This window comes from Luteibacter sp. (assembly GCF_036500425.1).
Lineage (GTDB): Bacteria > Pseudomonadota > Gammaproteobacteria > Xanthomonadales > Rhodanobacteraceae > Luteibacter.
Map to the genome: position 1 here is coordinate 20,565 of NZ_DASYCB010000081.1, position 16,763 is coordinate 37,327.

Annotated in this window: 13 protein-coding genes and 1 tRNA gene; 9 read left to right on the forward strand and 5 right to left on the reverse strand. The window is 63.8% G+C overall.

Features of this window, described 5'->3' with window-relative positions; translation table 11 throughout:
* Window positions 1-54 precede the first annotated feature (54 nt).
* Window positions 55-1,401 (forward strand): exodeoxyribonuclease VII large subunit, encoded by a 1,347-nt coding sequence (gene xseA, locus VGN46_RS19725; RefSeq protein ID WP_331646423.1) that lies wholly within the window; start codon window positions 55-57, stop codon window positions 1,399-1,401.
* Between the two features lie 88 nt (window positions 1,402-1,489).
* Window positions 1,490-2,920, forward strand: coding sequence for an aldehyde dehydrogenase family protein (locus VGN46_RS19730; RefSeq protein ID WP_331646425.1), 1,431 nt, complete (start codon window positions 1,490-1,492; stop codon window positions 2,918-2,920).
* On the opposite strand, the gene VGN46_RS19735 is transcribed toward VGN46_RS19730, so the two are convergent.
* Window positions 2,917-4,314: an FAD-containing oxidoreductase gene (locus VGN46_RS19735; RefSeq protein WP_331646427.1), complete on the reverse strand. Its 1,398-nt coding sequence runs from the start codon at window positions 4,312-4,314 to the stop codon at window positions 2,917-2,919. The two genes, VGN46_RS19730 and VGN46_RS19735, sit on opposite strands and share 4 nt — an antisense overlap.
* A gap of 368 nt (window positions 4,315-4,682) precedes the next feature.
* On the opposite strand from VGN46_RS19735, the gene VGN46_RS19740 reads away from it, so the two are divergent.
* Complete coding sequence (locus VGN46_RS19740; RefSeq protein WP_331646429.1) at window positions 4,683-5,012, forward strand: hypothetical protein; 330 nt, start codon at window positions 4,683-4,685, stop codon at window positions 5,010-5,012.
* 27 nt (window positions 5,013-5,039) lie between these two features.
* Here VGN46_RS19740 and VGN46_RS19745 read toward each other — a convergent pair.
* The 4 genes from VGN46_RS19745 to VGN46_RS19760 all read right to left on the reverse strand — a co-directional run bounded on the left by VGN46_RS19745 (window position 5,040) and on the right by VGN46_RS19760 (window position 7,849).
* Window positions 5,040-5,116: transfer RNA gene (locus tag VGN46_RS19745), tRNA-Arg, on the reverse strand.
* A gap of 49 nt (window positions 5,117-5,165) precedes the next feature.
* Window positions 5,166-6,176 (reverse strand): NAD-dependent epimerase, encoded by a 1,011-nt coding sequence (locus tag VGN46_RS19750; RefSeq protein WP_331646432.1) that lies wholly within the window; start codon window positions 6,174-6,176, stop codon window positions 5,166-5,168.
* A gap of 61 nt (window positions 6,177-6,237) precedes the next feature.
* Window positions 6,238-7,509 (reverse strand): Vi polysaccharide biosynthesis UDP-N-acetylglucosamine C-6 dehydrogenase TviB, encoded by a 1,272-nt coding sequence (gene tviB, locus VGN46_RS19755; protein ID WP_331646435.1) that lies wholly within the window; start codon window positions 7,507-7,509, stop codon window positions 6,238-6,240.
* Between the two features lie 79 nt (window positions 7,510-7,588).
* Window positions 7,589-7,849, reverse strand: coding sequence for a hypothetical protein (locus VGN46_RS19760; RefSeq protein ID WP_331646437.1), 261 nt, complete (start codon window positions 7,847-7,849; stop codon window positions 7,589-7,591).
* 206 nt (window positions 7,850-8,055) lie between these two features.
* On the opposite strand from VGN46_RS19760, the gene VGN46_RS19765 reads away from it, so the two are divergent.
* The 6 genes from VGN46_RS19765 to VGN46_RS19790 all read left to right on the forward strand — a co-directional run bounded on the left by VGN46_RS19765 (window position 8,056) and on the right by VGN46_RS19790 (window position 16,706).
* Window positions 8,056-9,591 carry an aldehyde dehydrogenase family protein gene (locus tag VGN46_RS19765; protein WP_331646439.1) on the forward strand — a complete coding sequence of 512 codons (1,536 nt, stop codon included), beginning with the start codon at window positions 8,056-8,058 and terminating at the stop codon, window positions 9,589-9,591.
* A gap of 21 nt (window positions 9,592-9,612) precedes the next feature.
* Window positions 9,613-10,380, forward strand: coding sequence for a class I SAM-dependent methyltransferase (locus VGN46_RS19770; protein WP_331646442.1), 768 nt, complete (start codon window positions 9,613-9,615; stop codon window positions 10,378-10,380).
* Window positions 10,380-11,408, forward strand: coding sequence for a quinone-dependent dihydroorotate dehydrogenase (locus VGN46_RS19775; protein ID WP_331646444.1), 1,029 nt, complete (start codon window positions 10,380-10,382; stop codon window positions 11,406-11,408). Before VGN46_RS19770 ends, VGN46_RS19775 begins: the two co-directional genes overlap by 1 nt.
* Entirely contained in the window at window positions 11,405-12,451 is a 1,047-nt protein-coding gene (gene murB, locus VGN46_RS19780) for a UDP-N-acetylmuramate dehydrogenase (protein WP_331646447.1), read from the forward strand. Before VGN46_RS19775 ends, murB begins: the two co-directional genes overlap by 4 nt.
* A 212-nt stretch (window positions 12,452-12,663) precedes the next feature.
* Window positions 12,664-14,844, forward strand: a complete 2,181-nt coding sequence (gene ppk1 / locus VGN46_RS19785; RefSeq protein ID WP_331646449.1) for a polyphosphate kinase 1 — start codon at window positions 12,664-12,666, stop codon at window positions 14,842-14,844.
* 140 nt (window positions 14,845-14,984) lie between these two features.
* Entirely contained in the window at window positions 14,985-16,706 is a 1,722-nt protein-coding gene (locus tag VGN46_RS19790) for a diguanylate cyclase (RefSeq protein ID WP_331646451.1), read from the forward strand.
* Window positions 16,707-16,763: the final 57 nt, after the last annotated feature.

Genomic DNA, 16,763 nt, shown 5'->3' on the forward strand with positions numbered 1-16,763 from the left:
CCATCGCGCGCAAGCGCGCTCCTACCGTTCGGGTCGTGATAACCTCGCCGGTCCATGTCCGATTCTTCCGATCGCGCGGCTCCCGAGATTTTCACGCCATCCGGCCTGAACCGGTTGGTGCGCGATCTGCTGGAAGACGCCCTGCCGATGGGCGTGTGGATTGAGGGCGAACTCTCCAATGTGGCTCGCCCTTCCTCCGGACACATCTACTTCACGCTCAAGGACGCGAATGCCCAGGTGCGTTGCGCCATGTTTCGCATGGCTGCCTCCCGGTTACGCTTCCGCCCCGTGGATGGCATGCACGTGCTCATGCGCGCCAAGGTCGGACTCTATGAAGCCCGCGGCGAGTTCCAGCTGGTGGCCGACCACATGGAGCCAGCCGGTGAAGGCGCCCTGCAGCGCGAGTTCGAGCAGCTAAAGGCACGTCTCGGCGCCGAAGGCCTGTTCGATAACGAACGCAAACGTCCCCTGCCCGCTTTCCCTCGCCGCATCGGGGTGATCACCTCCCCTTCAGGCGCGGCGATCCGTGACGTCCTGAGCGTCCTTGGACGTCGCCTGGGGCTCGCCGAGGTAGATGTACTCCCGGTCCCTGTGCAGGGCCGGGAAGCGCCGCCGGCGATCGCGGCGATGGTGAAGCGCGCCGCCATGAGTGGCCGCTACGACGTGCTCCTGGTAACCCGTGGAGGCGGCTCGCTGGAAGACCTGTGGGCCTTCAACGATGAACAGGTCGCGCGTGCTATCCACGCCAGCGAGGTGCCGGTGGTTTCGGCCGTGGGCCATGAGGTGGATTTCACCATCGCGGACTTCGTCGCTGACCTGCGCGCGGCAACACCCTCGGCGGCGGCTGAGCTGCTTGTACCGGATGGTGCCGATCTCTCGCGCAACCTCGATCGCCTGCGCCAGCGCATGGCCACCCTGGTCACGCGGAGACTCCAGTCCGTCGCGCAGCGCACAGACCACCTCCATGCACGCCTGAATTCCCAGCGCCCGCAGGCACGCCTAGCGCGGGACGCGCAGCGCCTCGATGCCTTGCGCCGTCGCCTGCACACGACGATGACCCAATCGAATGCCCTGCGCCAGGCCCGGCTGGGCAAGCTACAGGCGCGCCTTGGCGCCCAGCATCCGCGACAGCGCCTGGCTCCCGTGCAGCAACGTATCGCGGCGTTGCGCCAACGCCTCGCGATCAGCATGGCCCGGCGGATAGAGCGTGACCGCCTGCGTTTGCAGCAGCAAGGTCGTACCTTGCATGCAGTGAGCCCGCTGGCCACGCTGGAACGCGGCTACGCCATCGTCTTCGACCAACGCGACGCGATCGTCCGCCGCGCCGACGACGTAGCCGTGGGCGAGCGCGTCCGCGTGATGCTCGCCGAGGGCGACCTGCGCCTCGTGCGCGACGAGTAACTGGCGCCTGCGCGGCAAACCGCCTCACGACAACTGAACGCCTCTGGTTAGATCATGGGCGGCATTGCCGTAAACGAGGGCCCGGCCCATGCTCGACAAGAGCTACCCCTATTACCTCGCCAACAAGCCTGTAAAGGCGAAGGCGAAGCTGGATGTGATCGACAAGTACACGGGCAAGGTGGCCACCCGCGTGGCACTACCCGACGCAGCCGCGCTGGAAAAGGCCATCGAGGCGGCCACAGCCGCCACGGGCGCGATGAAAGCGTTCCGGCCCTGGCAGCGTCAGGCCGTCCTGGAACACTGCGTGGCGCGCTTCCGAGAGCGTAAGGACGAACTGGCTTTTGCCTTGTGCGTTGAAGCGGGCAAGCCGATCAACGATGCGCACGGCGAAGTCATCCGCCTGATCGAAACGTTCAAGATCGCCGCCGAGGAAGCGGTACGCATCAACGGCGAAACCATCAACCTCGAGATCTCCGAGCGTGCGAACGGCTACCAGGGGTTCACCCGCAAGGTGCCGCTAGGCCCCGTCGCCTTCATCACGCCCTTCAACTTTCCGCTGAATCTCGTCGCGCACAAGGTTGCCCCTGCCATCGCGGCGGGCTGTCCGTTCGTGTTGAAGCCTTCGGAGCGCACGCCGCTGGGCGCGCTGATCATCGGCGAGATCCTCGCGGAAACGGACCTGCCCAAGGGCGCGTTTTCGGTGCTCCCGCTCGATGGAAAGTCAGCCGCACCCCTCGTGACGGACCCGCGCTTGAAGCTCCTCTCCTTTACCGGCGGCCTCATCGGCTGGGACCTGAAGGCGCAGGCTGGCCATAAGAAGGTCACGCTGGAACTCGGCGGCAATGCCGCGTGCATCATCGACGCTGACCAGGGTGACCAGCTCGATGCGGTCGTCGATCGCCTGGTATTCGGGGCGTTTTACCAATCCGGGCAAAGTTGCATCAGTGTGCAGCGGATTCTCATCCACGATGATGTCTACGACGCACTCAAGCGCAAGCTCGTCGCCAAAGTAAAGCTGCTTAAGGCGGGCGATCCCAAGAAGAAAAGCACCTTCCTCGGCCCCATGATCGACGAAACGGCGGCGCAACGCCTTGAGGCATGGATCGGCGAAGCCAAGCGTGCGGGCGCCCGCCTGCTCTGTGGCGGCGGTCGCAAGGGCGCGATGCTCGAGGCGACGCTGCTGGAGAAAGTGCCACACGATGCGAAGCTCCAACGCATGGAGGCTTTCGGTCCCGTCGCCATCCTGGAACGCTTCATGACCTTTGACGAAGCGTTGGCCAAGGCAAACGATTCCGACTTTGGCCTGCAGGCGGGCGTCTTCACTAACGACCTGCGTCACGCCATGCATGCATGGGACACCCTGGAACAGGGCGGTGTGATCGTGAACGATGTACCGAGCTTCCGCGTGGACAACATGCCTTATGGTGGCGCGAAGGCATCTGGCATCGGACGCGAGGGTGTTCGTTATGCCATCGACGACATGAGTGAGATTCGCCTCATGGTGATGCGCGACATCTAACCCTTGGACTCCGCCGGCGCGAGACTCCCGATCAGGGTAGGAATCAGCTCGGACACCGTCGGATGGATCGGCACCGCCCACTGGTAGGTATCGATCGTCGCACCTGCGTTCATCATGTCGAGCACGCCATGGATGACTTCGTCGCCGCCGGTGCCTAGTACCGCGGCGCCGAGCACCTTACGCGTCTCCGCGTCCGCGACCATCGACATGAAGCCCCAGGTTTCGCCCTTTTCCACTGCACGCCCGACGCGGGTCATCGGGCGTTTCGCTACGAGCAGAGGACGACCGGACTGCCGTGCCTGCGCCTCGGTCAATCCAACCCGACCCAGCGGCGGGTCGACGTAAAGCCCATAGCCCAGAATCCGGTCGCTGACTTTACGGTCCGCGCCATCCAACAAGTTCGCGGCGACGATTTCGTAGTCGTTCCAGGCGGTATGGGTGAACGCACCCTTGCCGTTACAGTCGCCCATGGCCCAGACGCCTTCGGCCGTCGTCTTCAGGTGATCGTCGACCTGAATGCAACCACGGTCGTCGATCGCCACACCCGCCTTGTCCAGGCCCAGGTCGTCGGTATTGAGGATACGGCCCACGGCCAACAGGACATGCGAGCCCTCCACCATGGGCGCACCTTCCGTGCAGTCGACGCCAACGGTGACGTTGTTGCCGCGCTTACCCAAGGTAATGCAGCAAGCGTTGGTGCGCACTTCGATCCCTTCCGCCTCAAGGAAGCTGCGGATCTCCGCGGAGACATCTTCGTCTTCCTTGCCAATCAGGCGGGGCCCCATCTCGACGATGGTGACCTTCGAGCCGAAGCGACGGTACATCTGCGCAAATTCGAGGCCGATATAACTGCCGCCAACAACGATCAGGTGCTCCGGCAGGGTTTCCAGCGGAATGATGGTGCTGTTCGTCAGGTAGTCGACGTCGTCGATGCCTGGAAATTCCGGCACCCTGGCTCGACCGCCAACATTAAGGAATACCTGCGGCGCTTCGAGTGTCTCGCCATTGACCTCGATCTGGCGCGGCCCGGTGAAGCGCGCATGCCCACGAATAAGGGTGAGGCCCGGCATCGACGCCAGCCAGTCTTCGTTGCCTTTGCGCGAATCCTGGATCACCTTGCGAGCGCGTGCCGCCGCGGTCGGCAGTTCGAACTGCACCGGACCTGGGTCGATCGCGTAGCGCACGCCATATTCGTTGCCCCGCCGGGCGAGATGGGCGGCATAGGCGCTAGCCACCAGGGTCTTGGTCGGCTTGCAGCCAGTGTTCACGCATGTGCCGCCCACGAGGTGGCGTTCGATGATCGCCACCGTCTGTCCTGCGGCCGTCAGCCTGCCAGCCAGGGCGGGTCCGGCCTGGCCGGCCCCCACGATGATCGCGTCGAACGAACGGGACATGGTGGTGCTCCTGCTGCTAAGGCGATAGGGCGGCTCGACCCCTTTTGATACACGGCAAGGGGACCACTTGCTTGGAAGCGCGTGTCCCGGCGAGTGAACCGTGCGTAAGACTACAACGTGTAGGTGTTCTCTTAGGGAGCGACGCGACAAACGCCGCTACCTCCGAGATAACCGGCGTCCTAAAGTCGCTAACGCCACGGAATCGATCGGGTCGCTGGCTCTGATTCCGAATCGTCTTAGATATCCGACCCCATCGCTGCACGAAGGCACGCCAGATGAATCAACAAACACTCAAGCAGGGCAGCGATTCGTGCGAACGGTCAGTCCGGTTCGTTGACCGCGCGCCCCCTACCGGACAGGCTCAGAGCATGGATAATCGAATTCGCAACCTTGAAACCCACGCCGTCGAGACCCGTGATCGTCTCACTCGGATCGAGACCACGCTCGAGCACGTTGCTACCGTCGATGCCCTTGCCACGCACAGCGTAGAGCTGCGCAAGGAGATATCTGACTCGAAGTCTGAGCTGCGCAAGGAAATGGGCGACATGAAGTCCGAGCTGGTCAAGGCCATGGGCGATATGAACATCTCCCTGATCAAACACATGGAGAGCATTCGCTCGGATCTGATGAAATGGTTCGTCGCGGTGGCACTCGCGCTGGCTGCGCTCGCCTTTACAGCCGCGAAGTACGTCCCATAGCCGAGGCGAATGCCCGCTTCGCAAGACTGGTGACCCCGGCCCGATTCGAACGGGCGACCTTCCCCTTAGGAGGGGGACGCTCTATCCAGCTGAGCTACGGGGCCAACGGGGGCTAAGTCTAGCGTCTGTCCGCGCGCACGGCCAGAACGAGCGCTATACCTTGTAATACGCGCGGTACCAGTCGACGAACCTGGCGACGCCTTCCGACACGGGGACCTTCGGCCGGTAACCCAGCTGCTCGCGGAGGTCGGTCACATCGGCTTCGGTGTCGGGGACGTCGCCCGCCTGCAGCGGCAAGAGATTCATCACAGCCTCGCGGCCCAGACACTTCTCAAGCGTCTTGATGTAGGTCAGTAATTCGACCGGGTGTTCGTTGCCGATATTGAAGATGCGATACGGGGCCACGCCGCTGGTAGCAGGATCCGGCGCCAGCGCATCCCACGCCTCATCACGCGTTGCCGGGCTATCCAGCGCGAGCACCACGCCCTCGACGATATCGTCGACGTAGGTAAAGCTGCGCTTGTGGTGGCCGTGGTTGAACACATCAATCGGCTTGCCCTCGATGATGTTCTTCGTGAAGAGGAACAGGGCCATGTCGGGCCGGCCCCAGGGGCCGTATACGGTGAAGAAGCGGAGGCCCGTGCACGGAATGCCGTAGAGATGCGCATAGCTGTGCGCCATCTGCTCATTGGCCTTCTTCGTCGCGGCGTAGAGCGTGAGCGGGTGCTCCGTCGAACGGTGTTCCGAGAACGGCATGGCGCGATTGGCACCGTACACCGAACTGGTGGAGGCAAAGACCAGGTGCTGCACGTGGTGGTGCCGGCAGCCCTCGAGGATGTGCAGGAAACCGGTCACGTTGCTCGACACGTACACATGCGGGTTCTGGGCGGCGTAACGCACACCGGCTTGCGCCGCCAGGTGCACGACGCGCTCCGGTTTGTGCTCGGCAAACATCCGCTCCACCACCTCGCGATCGGCGAGGTCACCCGGGATGTGGGTGTAGCGCGGATGGTCCATGAAACGGGCCAGGCGGGCCTGTTTCAACGTGACATCGTAATAGTCGCTCATGCTATCGAAGCCGAAGACTTCGTCACCGCGCTCCAGCAATTTCATGGCGACATGGGAGCCGATGAATCCGGCCGTCCCCGTTACGAGTACTTTCATGGGTAAACGCCTTTGAATCCGCTGCGAACGGCCGTCCCGACGCACGGACCCTAAAATAACATCACAGCCGCCCGTCGACGGCTTCCTTAGGTAATATGCCTTTGATGTCATAGACCACGGCGCGTCCGTTGGCGAGGGCGCGGATCCCTGCCCCACCCATCTGGCGGAACTGGTCGTGGGCCACGGCTACGACGATCGCATCGTATTCACCGGCGGCAGGGGCCTCGGCGAGCACGGGCAAGCCATATTCGGCCATGCACTCCTCGGCGTTGGCCCATGGGTCGTACACGTCGACCCGCGCGCTGTAACCCTCGAACTCGCGCACGAGGTCGACGACACGGGTGTTGCGCAGGTCGGGGCAGTTTTCCTTGAAGGTCAGGCCCATGACCAGGATGCGGCTGCCGCGAATGGCGTGGCCTTTGCCGATCATCAGCTTGATGACCTCGCTGGCCACGTGGCTGCCCATCGCATCATTGATGCGGCGGCAGGCCAGCAGGATATCGGGGAAGTAACCGACCGACTGGGCCTTCTGGATGAGGTAGTAGGGATCCACACCGATGCAATGCCCACCGACCAGGCCGGGCTTAAAGGGCAGGAAGTTCCATTTGGTGCCTGCCGCGGCGAGGACATCGGTGGTATCGATGCCTAGCCGGTGGAAGATCAGGGCGAACTCGTTGATGAGCGCGATGTTGGCGTCACGCTGCGTGTTCTCGATGACCTTGGCCGCTTCAGCGACCTTCAGCGAGGGCGCCTTATGCGTCCCGGCGCGGATGATTCGCTTATACAACGCATCGACGAAGTCGGCTGTTTCGGGCGTGGAACCGGAGGTGATCTTGGGAATGGTGGTCAGGCGGCGTTCGTGATCACCGGGGTTGATCCGCTCGGGGCTGTAACCCACATGAAAATCCACGTTGAACGTGAATCTGGACGTGCGTTCAAGCGCCGGCACACAGATTTCTTCGGTGGCACCCGGATAGACCGTGGATTCGTAAATCACGATATCGCCACGCTTCAGTACCGTGCCGATAGCTTCACTGGCACGCACGAGCGGCCCGAAGTCGGGGCGTTTATGTTCATCGACCGGCGTGGGGACCGTCACGATATAGACATTGGCAGCGCCGATGTCGCCGAGCGCCGAGGTCACTTTCAGTTCGGTGGCTGAGCGGATGTCGTCCGCCGAGGTCTCCTGGGTGTGGTCATGCCCCTCACGCAGGGCAGCGATACGACCCGCATCGATGTCGTAACCCACCGTGGGCAGGATCTTGCCGAACTCCACCGCGAGGGGGAGGCCGACATAGCCCAGCCCGACGACGGCGATCCTTACATTAGTCATTGGTACGCCCGGCCCCGTGGCTCGGCCCAAAGGGCGCCAGATTACCTGCTCGCCCTTTGCTTTACGACATCACGGGGACTTAGCGGACGACCGAAAACCGCCGGGCGGGCATGGCAGGTACCCGGCTTGGCCGCTTCGCGTCACTGCCGAACGGGCGCCATACGCCATCGGCGCCTTCGATACCGATACTTGCATTACCGCCTTCAGCGGCGGCCCGGTTCACGGCGGCATGCAGGGCGGCATAGCGAGACTCGCACCGGGCGACGATTCGGCCATCGACCCTGACCGGCCAGCCGAGGTCATCTTCGGCGAAATAAGGCACCTCGTAGACGCGCGTCATGGAAAAACTCCAGTCTTTTCAATAGGCACAGTCAAATCATGCCCGCGTTCATGTCATTGCACGGTCGGCGCAAGAATCGGCGGCCTCCACGGTCTATCGACATCCGTCCCGCGCCGCACAACGGGAGGTGAAGGAGTCGTTTGCTAGAATCGCGGTTTTCACATGGGGTTCGGACGCCGTGTCCGGGCCTCGTCAAAGGAGTTCTCATGTCCGCCAAGATCCTCCAAGCGCTCGGCCTCAATGCGACCGAATCCGGCACCTACCTCGGCCGCGGCGAATGGGCCGCAACGAAGGATGCCGGGACACTGTCGCCGACCAACCCGGCCACGGGCGAGGTCATCGCCACGGTGAACGCCTCGAGCGCGGCGGATTACGAGACCATCGTCCGGCGCGCCCAGGAAGCCTTCGCCGTGTGGCGCACCACCCCGGCCCCACGCCGCGGCGAAGCCGTGCGCCTGTGCGGTGAGGCCCTGCGCAAGCACAAGGATGCGCTGGGCTCGCTGGTGGCACTGGAGATGGGCAAGATCAAGCCGGAAGGCGATGGCGAAGTCCAGGAGATGATCGACATCGCCGATTTCGCCGTGGGCCAGAGCCGCATGCTCTACGGCTACACCATGCACTCCGAGCGTCCGGGTCACCGCATGTACGAGCAGTGGCATCCGGTCGGCCTGGTCGGCATCGTCAGCGCGTTCAATTTCCCGGTGGCCGTATGGGCCTGGAACGCCTTCCTGGCCGCCATCTGCGGTGATATCTGCGTATGGAAGCCGTCGCCGAAGACGCCGCTCTCGGCGATCGCGACGATGAAGATCTGCAACGAGGCCCTGAAGGACGCCGGCTTCCCGGACCTGTTCTTCCTGTTCAACGACGCAGGCACCGATCTGGCCGAAAAGTTCGTCGACGATAAGCGCATCCCGCTGATCAGCTTCACCGGCTCGACCAAGGTGGGCCGCCAGGTCGGTGAGCGCGTAGCGCGCCGCATGGGCCGTAGCCTGCTCGAGCTGGGCGGTAACAACGCCATCATCCTCGACAAGTCGGCGGACCTGAAGCTGGCCATTCCCGCCATTGTGTTCGGCGCGGTCGGCACGGCTGGCCAGCGCTGCACCTCGACCCGCCGCGTGCTGGTGCACTCCTCGATTCACGATGCCGTGGTCGATACGCTGGTGAAGTCCTACGGGCAGGTGGAACAGAAGATCGGCGACCCCACCCTGGCGACCACCCTGATGGGCCCGCTGAACAGCCCCGAAGCCGTGAAGGCCTTCGAGGCGGCGATCGAAAAGGCGAAGGCCACGGGCGGTAACGTCCGCACCGGCGGCAAGGCCCTGGCCGACCGCAAGGGTAACTTCGTCCTGCCGACCATCATCACCGGCCTGAAGAACACCGACGAGGTGGTCCAGACCGAAACTTTCGCCCCCATCCTTTATGTGATGTCGTTCGACTCGCTCGATGAAGCCATCACCATGCAGAATGCGGTACCGCAGGGTCTTTCCTCGGCGATCTTCACGCAGGATCTGAAGGGCGCCGAACAGTATCTCTCCGCGGCCGGCTCTGATTGCGGTATCGCCAACGTGAATATCGGCACCTCGGGCGCCGAGATCGGTGGCGCCTTCGGTGGTGAGAAGGAAACCGGTGGCGGCCGCGAGTCGGGCTCGGATGCCTGGAAGGTGTACATGCGCCGCCAGACCAACACCATCAATTACTCTGACGCGCTGCCGCTGGCCCAGGGCATCAAGTTCGAGTTCTGACCCCTCCTGCGAGGCAACGCCATGGCCGACCTGCGCCCCACGGAACGCTTCTCTGACCGCGTCGCGGACTATGTCCGCTACCGGCCGGATTACCCGCAGGCGCTGGTCGACTGGCTGCACGGCCTGGGAGTGAACCACGACTGGGCCGTCGCGGATGTCGGCGCGGGCACCGGTATTTCGAGCAAGCTGTTCCTCGATGCCGGCCACCGCGTCACCGCCGTGGAACCCAATGCCGCCATGCGCGAAGCGGCAAGCCGCTGGCTTGGCGACGAGTCGCGCTTCCACGCCGTGGATGGAACCGCTGAAGCCACCGGCCTGGCGGATGGCTCGGCGGATCTGGTCACGGTGGCCCAGGCCTTTCATTGGTTCGACCCGGAGAAGGTGCGCACGGAGTTTCGCCGCATCGTTTCCTCACGTGGCCTGGTCGCCATTTTCTGGAACACCCGCCGACTGGTGGGCACGCCCTTCCTCGAGGGCTTTGAACGCCTTTTGCATGAATATGGCGTGGACTACGTAAGCGTCACCGAGCGCTACGCCGATGACGAAGCCATGGCCCGCTGGTTTGGCCACGGCTACCGCGGCATGGCCTCGTTCCCGCACGGGCAGAAGCTGGATTTCGATGCGCTGAAGGGCCGGCTCATGTCGTCCTCGTATGCGCCGAAGCCCGGCCACCCCAACCACGAGCCGCTGCTTGCCGCCCTCCGCTCGCTGTTCGATGCGACGCAGGACGAAGGCACGGTCGATTACGACTTCGATACCCGCATTTTCGCGGGCCGCCCGGACGCCTGATGTACGACCTGATCCGCCCGCTGCTGTTCCTGCTGGACGCCGAAACGGCGCACGGTCTTACCCTCTACGCCTCCGATGTCGCGCAGCGCAGCGGCCTGTCAGGCCTCGTCAACACACCGCCGGACGACCTGCCGGTGAATGTGTTCGGCATCGACTTCCCTAACCCGGTCGGTCTCGCGGCCGGCCTGGACAAGAACGGCGAACACCTCGATGGCCTGGCGGCGATGGGCTTCGGTTTCGTCGAGATCGGCACGGTGACGCCACGCCCGCAAGTGGGCAACGATAAACCACGCATGTTCCGCTTGCCTGAGCATGAAGCGGTGATCAACCGGCTCGGCTTCAACAACGGCGGCATCGATGCGCTGGTACGCAACGTGGAGAAAGCCAGTTTCCGCGGCGTGCTGGGTATCAACATCGGCAAGAACAAGGACACACCGAACGAGCGTGCCACCGAGGATTACCTGCTGTGCCTGGAGCGTGCCTATCCGCTCGCCAGTTACATCACCGTCAACATCTCCTCACCGAATACCCAGGGCCTGCGCGACCTGCAGGAAGAGGAAACGCTGCGTCGCTTCATCAGCACGCTGCGTGATGCGCAGGAACGTCTGGCCAGCCAGCACGGCAAGCGCAAACCCATGTTGCTGAAGATTGCGCCGGACCTTACCGATGCTGAACTCGATGCCATTGCCGAGGTGCTCCTCGCATCGGGTATGGATGGCGTGATCTGCACCAACACCACGATCGATCGCGACGCGGTCGCTGGCCATCGTTTTGCGCATGAAATGGGCGGCCTGTCAGGCAAGCCCGTGTTCGACAAGTCGACAACCGTGCTGCGCGGCATGGCGCAACGTCTCGCAGGCCGCATGCCGATCATCGGTGTGGGCGGCATCCTCGACGGCGACAACGCCGCCACGAAAATGGAAGCGGGCGCCTCGTTGGTGCAGCTGTACTCCGGCCTCGTCTATCGCGGTCCCAAACTGATCAACGAAGCGGTCGCGGAAATCCGCCGCCGCGGAATCCTCGCATGACCCTGAACAACGCGCCCGTCGACCTGGGCGGCTTCACCCTCACCTCGAATGCCCCGCTGGGCGGCCGTAATACGCTGCGCGTGGATGCCTGCGCGGCGCTGCTGGCCGAGGTACGCGACCCGATGAAGATCCCGGAGATCCTGGCCTACCCCGCAGTGAAAGGCGGCAAGGTGCTGGTCCTCGGTGAAGGTAGCAACATGCTGATCAAGGGCGATGTCGAGGGCACCGTACTCGCCATGGCTAATGCGGGCGTGGAAACATTCCAGCGCGATGACCGGGTGCTGATCCGTGTCGCGGCAGGCGAACGCTGGGACGATTTCGTCCGCTGGTCACTGGGCCAGGGCTACGCGGGTCTTGAGAATCTTATCCTTATCCCAGGCACTGTGGGCGCCGCGCCCATCCAGAACATCGGCGCGTATGGCGTCGAGGTCGCCGAGTTCATCGATACGGTCGAGGCCTACGACACGCACGTGGGTGAATTCGTCGTGCTGGACAAGGCAGCGTGCGCGTTCTCCTACCGCGACTCCAGCTTCAAGCAACAACCCGGTCGCTGGATCGTGGTCGCCGTGACCTTTGCGCTGCCACGCGAGCGTCCCTTGTCGCTCGACTACGCAGGTATCCGTGAGGAAGTGGAGAAGATGGGCATCACCCGGCCCACGCCGTACCACATCGCGGAAGCCGTGGTCCGCCTGCGCTCACGCAAGCTGCCCGACCCGGCGGTGATCGGTAACGCAGGCAGCTTCTTCAAGAACCCCGTCATCAACCAGGCCCAGGCCGACGCCCTCGTGCTCGCCCACCCCGGCCTGCCCGTATGGCCCCATGCCGGCGGCACAGCCAAGGTGTCGGCCGGCTGGTTGATCGAATCCGCCGGCTTCAAAGGTGAACGCGAGGGCGACGCCGGCATGTCCAATCGGCACGCGCTGGTCCTGGTGAACCATGGCAAGGCCACGGGCCCCCAGCTCTGGGCCTTCGCGCAGAAAGTGATAGCCGGGGTGCACGCAAAATTCGGTATCACCCTGGAGCCCGAACCCCTGGTCGTCTAACGACTGCCCCTTGCAGGAGCGCGCTTGCGCGCGACATTTTTTCGCGAAAGAGCTCAGACCCTGCGGCGGTGAGGCGAAAGATGTCGCGCGCAAGCGCGCTCCTACAAGGGGGCGGGTATGTCACGAGTGTGTCAAAGCACGGTCATATGCTCCCCGGGCGGCGTACCATCGAGGGCGTCGCAGGCCGCGACGAGGAATGACGATTGGATACGATGACCACCGCCACCGAACCGACCGCCACCGCCAAAGCGCCCGCCGCCAAGGCCCCGCCGGCGCCGGTGGACACCCCAGCCGTCGACCTCAACGACCCCTCGTTGTATCTGCATCGCGAACTGGCACAGCTCCAGTTCAACATCCGCGTGCTGGACCAGGCGCTGGATGAATCGAAGCCACTGATCGAACGACTCAAGTTTTTACTCATTTTCTCATCCAACATGGATGAGTTTTTTGAGATCCGCGTCGCCGGGCTGAAGCAACAGATCGCCTTCGACCATGAAGTCATCGGCGCCGACGGCATCCCGCCGCGTCGCGTGCTCGCCGAAATTTCTGAGATCGCGCACCGTCAGATCGAACGGCAGTACGCGATTCTCAATGAGAAGATTCTTCCTGCGCTGTCTGAACAGGGCATCCGCATCGTCCGCCGCAACCAGTGGTCGGCGAAACAGAAGTTGTGGGTCCGCCGCTACTTCCGCCACGAAGTGGCCCCACTGATCACGCCGATCGGCCTGGACCCCACCCATCCGTTCCCGCGTCTGGTCAACAAGAGTCTCAACTTCATCGTTCAGCTCGAAGGTACCGACGCATTCGGTCGCGATTCCGGCCTGGCGATCGTGCCGGCGCCACGCATCCTGCCGCGCATCATTCGCCTACCGCCGGAGGTGTGCGAAGACGGCGACAATTACGTGCTGCTTTCATCGATCATCCATGCCCACGCCGACGACCTGTTCCCGGGCATGCGTGTGCTCGGCTCCTACCAGTTCCGCCTGACACGCAACGCCGATCTGTCGATCGATCCGGAAGACATGGAAGACCTGGCGCGTACGCTGCGCGGCGAACTGTTCTCGCGCCGTTACGGCGATGCGGTACGCCTGGAAGTCGCAGACAACTGCCCGAAGCCACTGGTCGATTACCTGCTGAAGCAGTACGCGCTGGAAGCGGACTCGCTTTACGAGGTGAATGGCCCGGTGAACCTCGCGCGTCTGTTCGAGATGACCCTTAGGCCGGAATACGCTCGCCTGCAGTTTCCGCCCTTCGTTCCGGCGCTGCCAAAGGCGCTGGCGGATGCGGAAGACATGTTCGCGGTGATCGGCAAGCAGGACATCCTGCTTTACCACCCGTTCGAATCGTTCTCCCCGGTGGTCGATTTCCTTCGCCAGGCCGCTAAGGATCCGCAGGTCCTGACCATCAAGCAGACGTTGTACCGCAGCGGTGCCAACTCCGAAATCGTCGATGCGCTGGTGGAAGCCGCGCGCGCCGGCAAGGAAGTCACCGCCGTGGTGGAACTGCGGGCGCGCTTCGATGAAGAGTCCAACCTGAGCCTGGCCTCGCGCCTGCAGCAGGCAGGCGCCGTGGTCACCTATGGCGTGGTGGGCGTAAAAACGCATGCCAAGCTGGCCTACGTGCAACGCCGCGAGAACGGCAAGCTGGTGAGCTATGCACACCTCGGTACCGGCAACTACCACTCGGGTAATGCGCGCCTATATACCGATTACAGCCTGCTCACCTCGGATGAAGCACTGTGCGATGACGTACACAAGCTATTCCGCCTGCTCACTGGCATGGGCAAGGCGTTGAAGATGAAGCGCATGCTGTATGCGCCGTTCACGCTGAAAAAGACCCTGCTCGAATTGATCGCCCGCGAAGCCACCAACGCGCTGGCGGGCAAGAAGGCGGAGATCGTCTGCAAGCTCAACGCCATCACCGATCCGAAGATGATTCGCGCGCTATACCGCGCCAGCCAGGCCGGTGTGAAGATCGAATTGATCGTTCGTGGCATGTGCTGTCTTCGCGGCGGGGTGCCGGGGGTCTCGGACAATATCCGGGTGCGCTCGGTCGTCGGGCGCTTCCTGGAGCACAGCCGCGTCTATTGGTTCCATAACGACGGCGAGCCCGACCTCTACCTCGCCAGCGCCGACATGATGGAACGCAACCTTGACCGCCGCGTCGAGACCTGCTTCCCCATCGAAGGCAAGAAGCTACGCCAGCGGGTGCGCAAGGAGCTGGATCTCTACCTGGCCGATAACCATTCGGCCTGGCTGCAACAATCCGATGGCACCTATGTGCTGACCCAGCCCGCGGCCGGCGCGCCGGTCCGCGATGCCCAGGCCCAGCTGCTTGAGCGCTATGCCGGCATGGCGGTCACCCCGGCCTCATCCCCTAGGGCCTTCACCTAGCCCGAACGGCTGACAAGACACCCTTTCGGCAGCAGGGCACAATAACGGCGCTGTTGAGGGGAGACGGCGCTTTCTTTTGAATGCATCGGATCCGGGCTGCGTGCCATGGGCGCGCCGCGGTGTCTTCACAGGATTCGGGCATGGTCAAGCAGGGGCAGCGTGCATGGGTCGTCCGCCTGTTTCAGGTGGCAGCCTGCTGCGTCTTCTTCATGGCTGCCAGCCTGGCGCACGCCGACGACACGCTCACCGGTAACTGGCGTGAAGTCCGTCAGGATGACGAGCCCGCCAAGGTCCTCGCCGAGACCTGGACTACAACCCTGCCCACCTTCGACCCTGCGCGCATGCAGATCTTCCGCACGGGCGACTCCGGCATGTGGGTCATCCTCCGCCCCCTGCCGCCCTGGACGGGCGGAGCGCGTGTCCTGAGCATCCGTACGCCGGGGGCAGGCAAGGTGAGCCTGTACGACGCGCAGGGTGACAAGGCGACCACCTCACTGGACGACTTCGGCCCCCCGTTGCACGGCCATGGCCGGTTGATGTTCGCGATTCCGGACACGGTGCCGGCCTCGCACCCCTTGCTGCTGAAGTTCGAACCGACCGACCAGCCGCCCGGCGCGGTCACCATCAGCCTGGATCCCTGGGCGGATTTTCTGCGGGACGACGCCAACTGGCTGGTCTTCGCCACGGCCTGCTTCGCCATCATGCTCACCATGGCCCTGATGGCCCTGTGCTTCACGCTGATCCTGCGCGATATGACGTTCGGCTGGTACGCGGCTTACCTGGTCTGCTATGCGCTGATCCAGGGCCTGAAGTCGGGCTTTGTCTTCCATCCGCTGGAATGGCAGCTACTTGCCGGCCTTGGCGATTCGCTGGGCACCGCGGCCACCGCCCTATCGGTCTCGTTCGCCGCACTGTTCATGCTGCGCTTCTGCAAGGTCGATGAATACGTACCCTTGCTGCGCATACCCGTACTCGGTTTCGCCATCGGCATGCCGGTGATCGCCACGTGCCAGATGACGGGCGTAGCGTTGCTCGTCGGCACCGCGCACCTTCTGCTGCAGCCGTTGCTGCTGCTCGGCGCCCTGCTCCTGCTGGTGGCCGGCGCGGTGGCCGCCGCACGCGGGTCGCGCCATGCCTGGTTCTTCCTCGTCGGCTGGACACCGCTGCTGCTGTTGACCGCAGCGTGTGGTGCCCAGCTTCAGGGCATGTTCGCCGCCGCGCCGTGGCTACCGGACGCGGCCATCGCCATCGGCGCGTTCGAGGCGATCGTGTTATCGATCGGCTTGTCCGATCGCGCGCTCACGATCCGGCACGACCGTGACAAGGCGCGCCAACTGGCCGATGCCGATCCGCTCACCGGTGTCCTGAACCGTCGTGCGTGGACCGAAGGGGCATTGGCAACACTTGAGGAAGGCCTGGCACGCCCGGTGGCCCTCCTCTTCCTCGACCTGGATCACTTCAAGTCGCTGAACGATCGTCACGGCCACGCCGCCGGCGATCGCGCGCTGGTCGCCGTGGCAGGCGCCCTTCGTCACGAGCTGCGACCGAGCGACCTCCTGGGCCGCTACGGTGGCGAAGAATTCGTGGCGCTGCTGCAGGGTGCCGACCGCGAAAACGCGGTGCAGATCGCAACGCGCCTATGTCGCCGTGTCAGTCGCCTGGATGTGCACGTAGGGGGCAACGAGGCCCTCACCGTATCCATCGGCATCGCCATCCGCACTCCGGTAGATACCGTCCAGTCGCTGATCGAGCGTGCCGACCAGGCGATGTATGCCGCGAAGCTCGGCGGCCGGAACCGGGTGATCTGCTCAGGCCCGACCGGCCCGGCCCTGGTTCGCAGCAAAGCCTCAACCACCCTGTAGGAGCGCGCTTGCGCGCGATGGGGCTTGCGGCAAGTACCTATCGCGCGCAAGCGCGCT

Excerpts from the sequence above, each read along its gene's own strand:
- VGN46_RS19740 (WP_331646429.1), top strand. The coding sequence starts at position 4,683 with ATGGATAATCGAATTCGCAACCTTGAAACCCACGCCGTCGAGACCCGT.
- VGN46_RS19760 (WP_331646437.1), bottom strand. The coding sequence starts at position 7,849 with ATGACGCGCGTCTACGAGGTGCCTTATTTCGCCGAAGATGACCTCGGC.
- VGN46_RS19790 (WP_331646451.1), top strand. The coding sequence starts at position 14,985 with ATGGTCAAGCAGGGGCAGCGTGCATGGGTCGTCCGCCTGTTTCAGGTG.
- xseA (WP_331646423.1), top strand. The coding sequence starts at position 55 with ATGTCCGATTCTTCCGATCGCGCGGCTCCCGAGATTTTCACGCCATCC.
- VGN46_RS19765 (WP_331646439.1), top strand. The coding sequence starts at position 8,056 with ATGTCCGCCAAGATCCTCCAAGCGCTCGGCCTCAATGCGACCGAATCC.
- VGN46_RS19770 (WP_331646442.1), top strand. The coding sequence starts at position 9,613 with ATGGCCGACCTGCGCCCCACGGAACGCTTCTCTGACCGCGTCGCGGAC.
- murB (WP_331646447.1), top strand. The coding sequence starts at position 11,405 with ATGACCCTGAACAACGCGCCCGTCGACCTGGGCGGCTTCACCCTCACC.
- VGN46_RS19730 (WP_331646425.1), top strand. The coding sequence starts at position 1,490 with ATGCTCGACAAGAGCTACCCCTATTACCTCGCCAACAAGCCTGTAAAG.
- tviB (WP_331646435.1), bottom strand. The coding sequence starts at position 7,509 with ATGACTAATGTAAGGATCGCCGTCGTCGGGCTGGGCTATGTCGGCCTC.
- VGN46_RS19735 (WP_331646427.1), bottom strand. The coding sequence starts at position 4,314 with ATGTCCCGTTCGTTCGACGCGATCATCGTGGGGGCCGGCCAGGCCGGA.
- VGN46_RS19775 (WP_331646444.1), top strand. The coding sequence starts at position 10,380 with ATGTACGACCTGATCCGCCCGCTGCTGTTCCTGCTGGACGCCGAAACG.
- ppk1 (WP_331646449.1), top strand. The coding sequence starts at position 12,664 with ATGACCACCGCCACCGAACCGACCGCCACCGCCAAAGCGCCCGCCGCC.
- VGN46_RS19750 (WP_331646432.1), bottom strand. The coding sequence starts at position 6,176 with ATGAAAGTACTCGTAACGGGGACGGCCGGATTCATCGGCTCCCATGTC.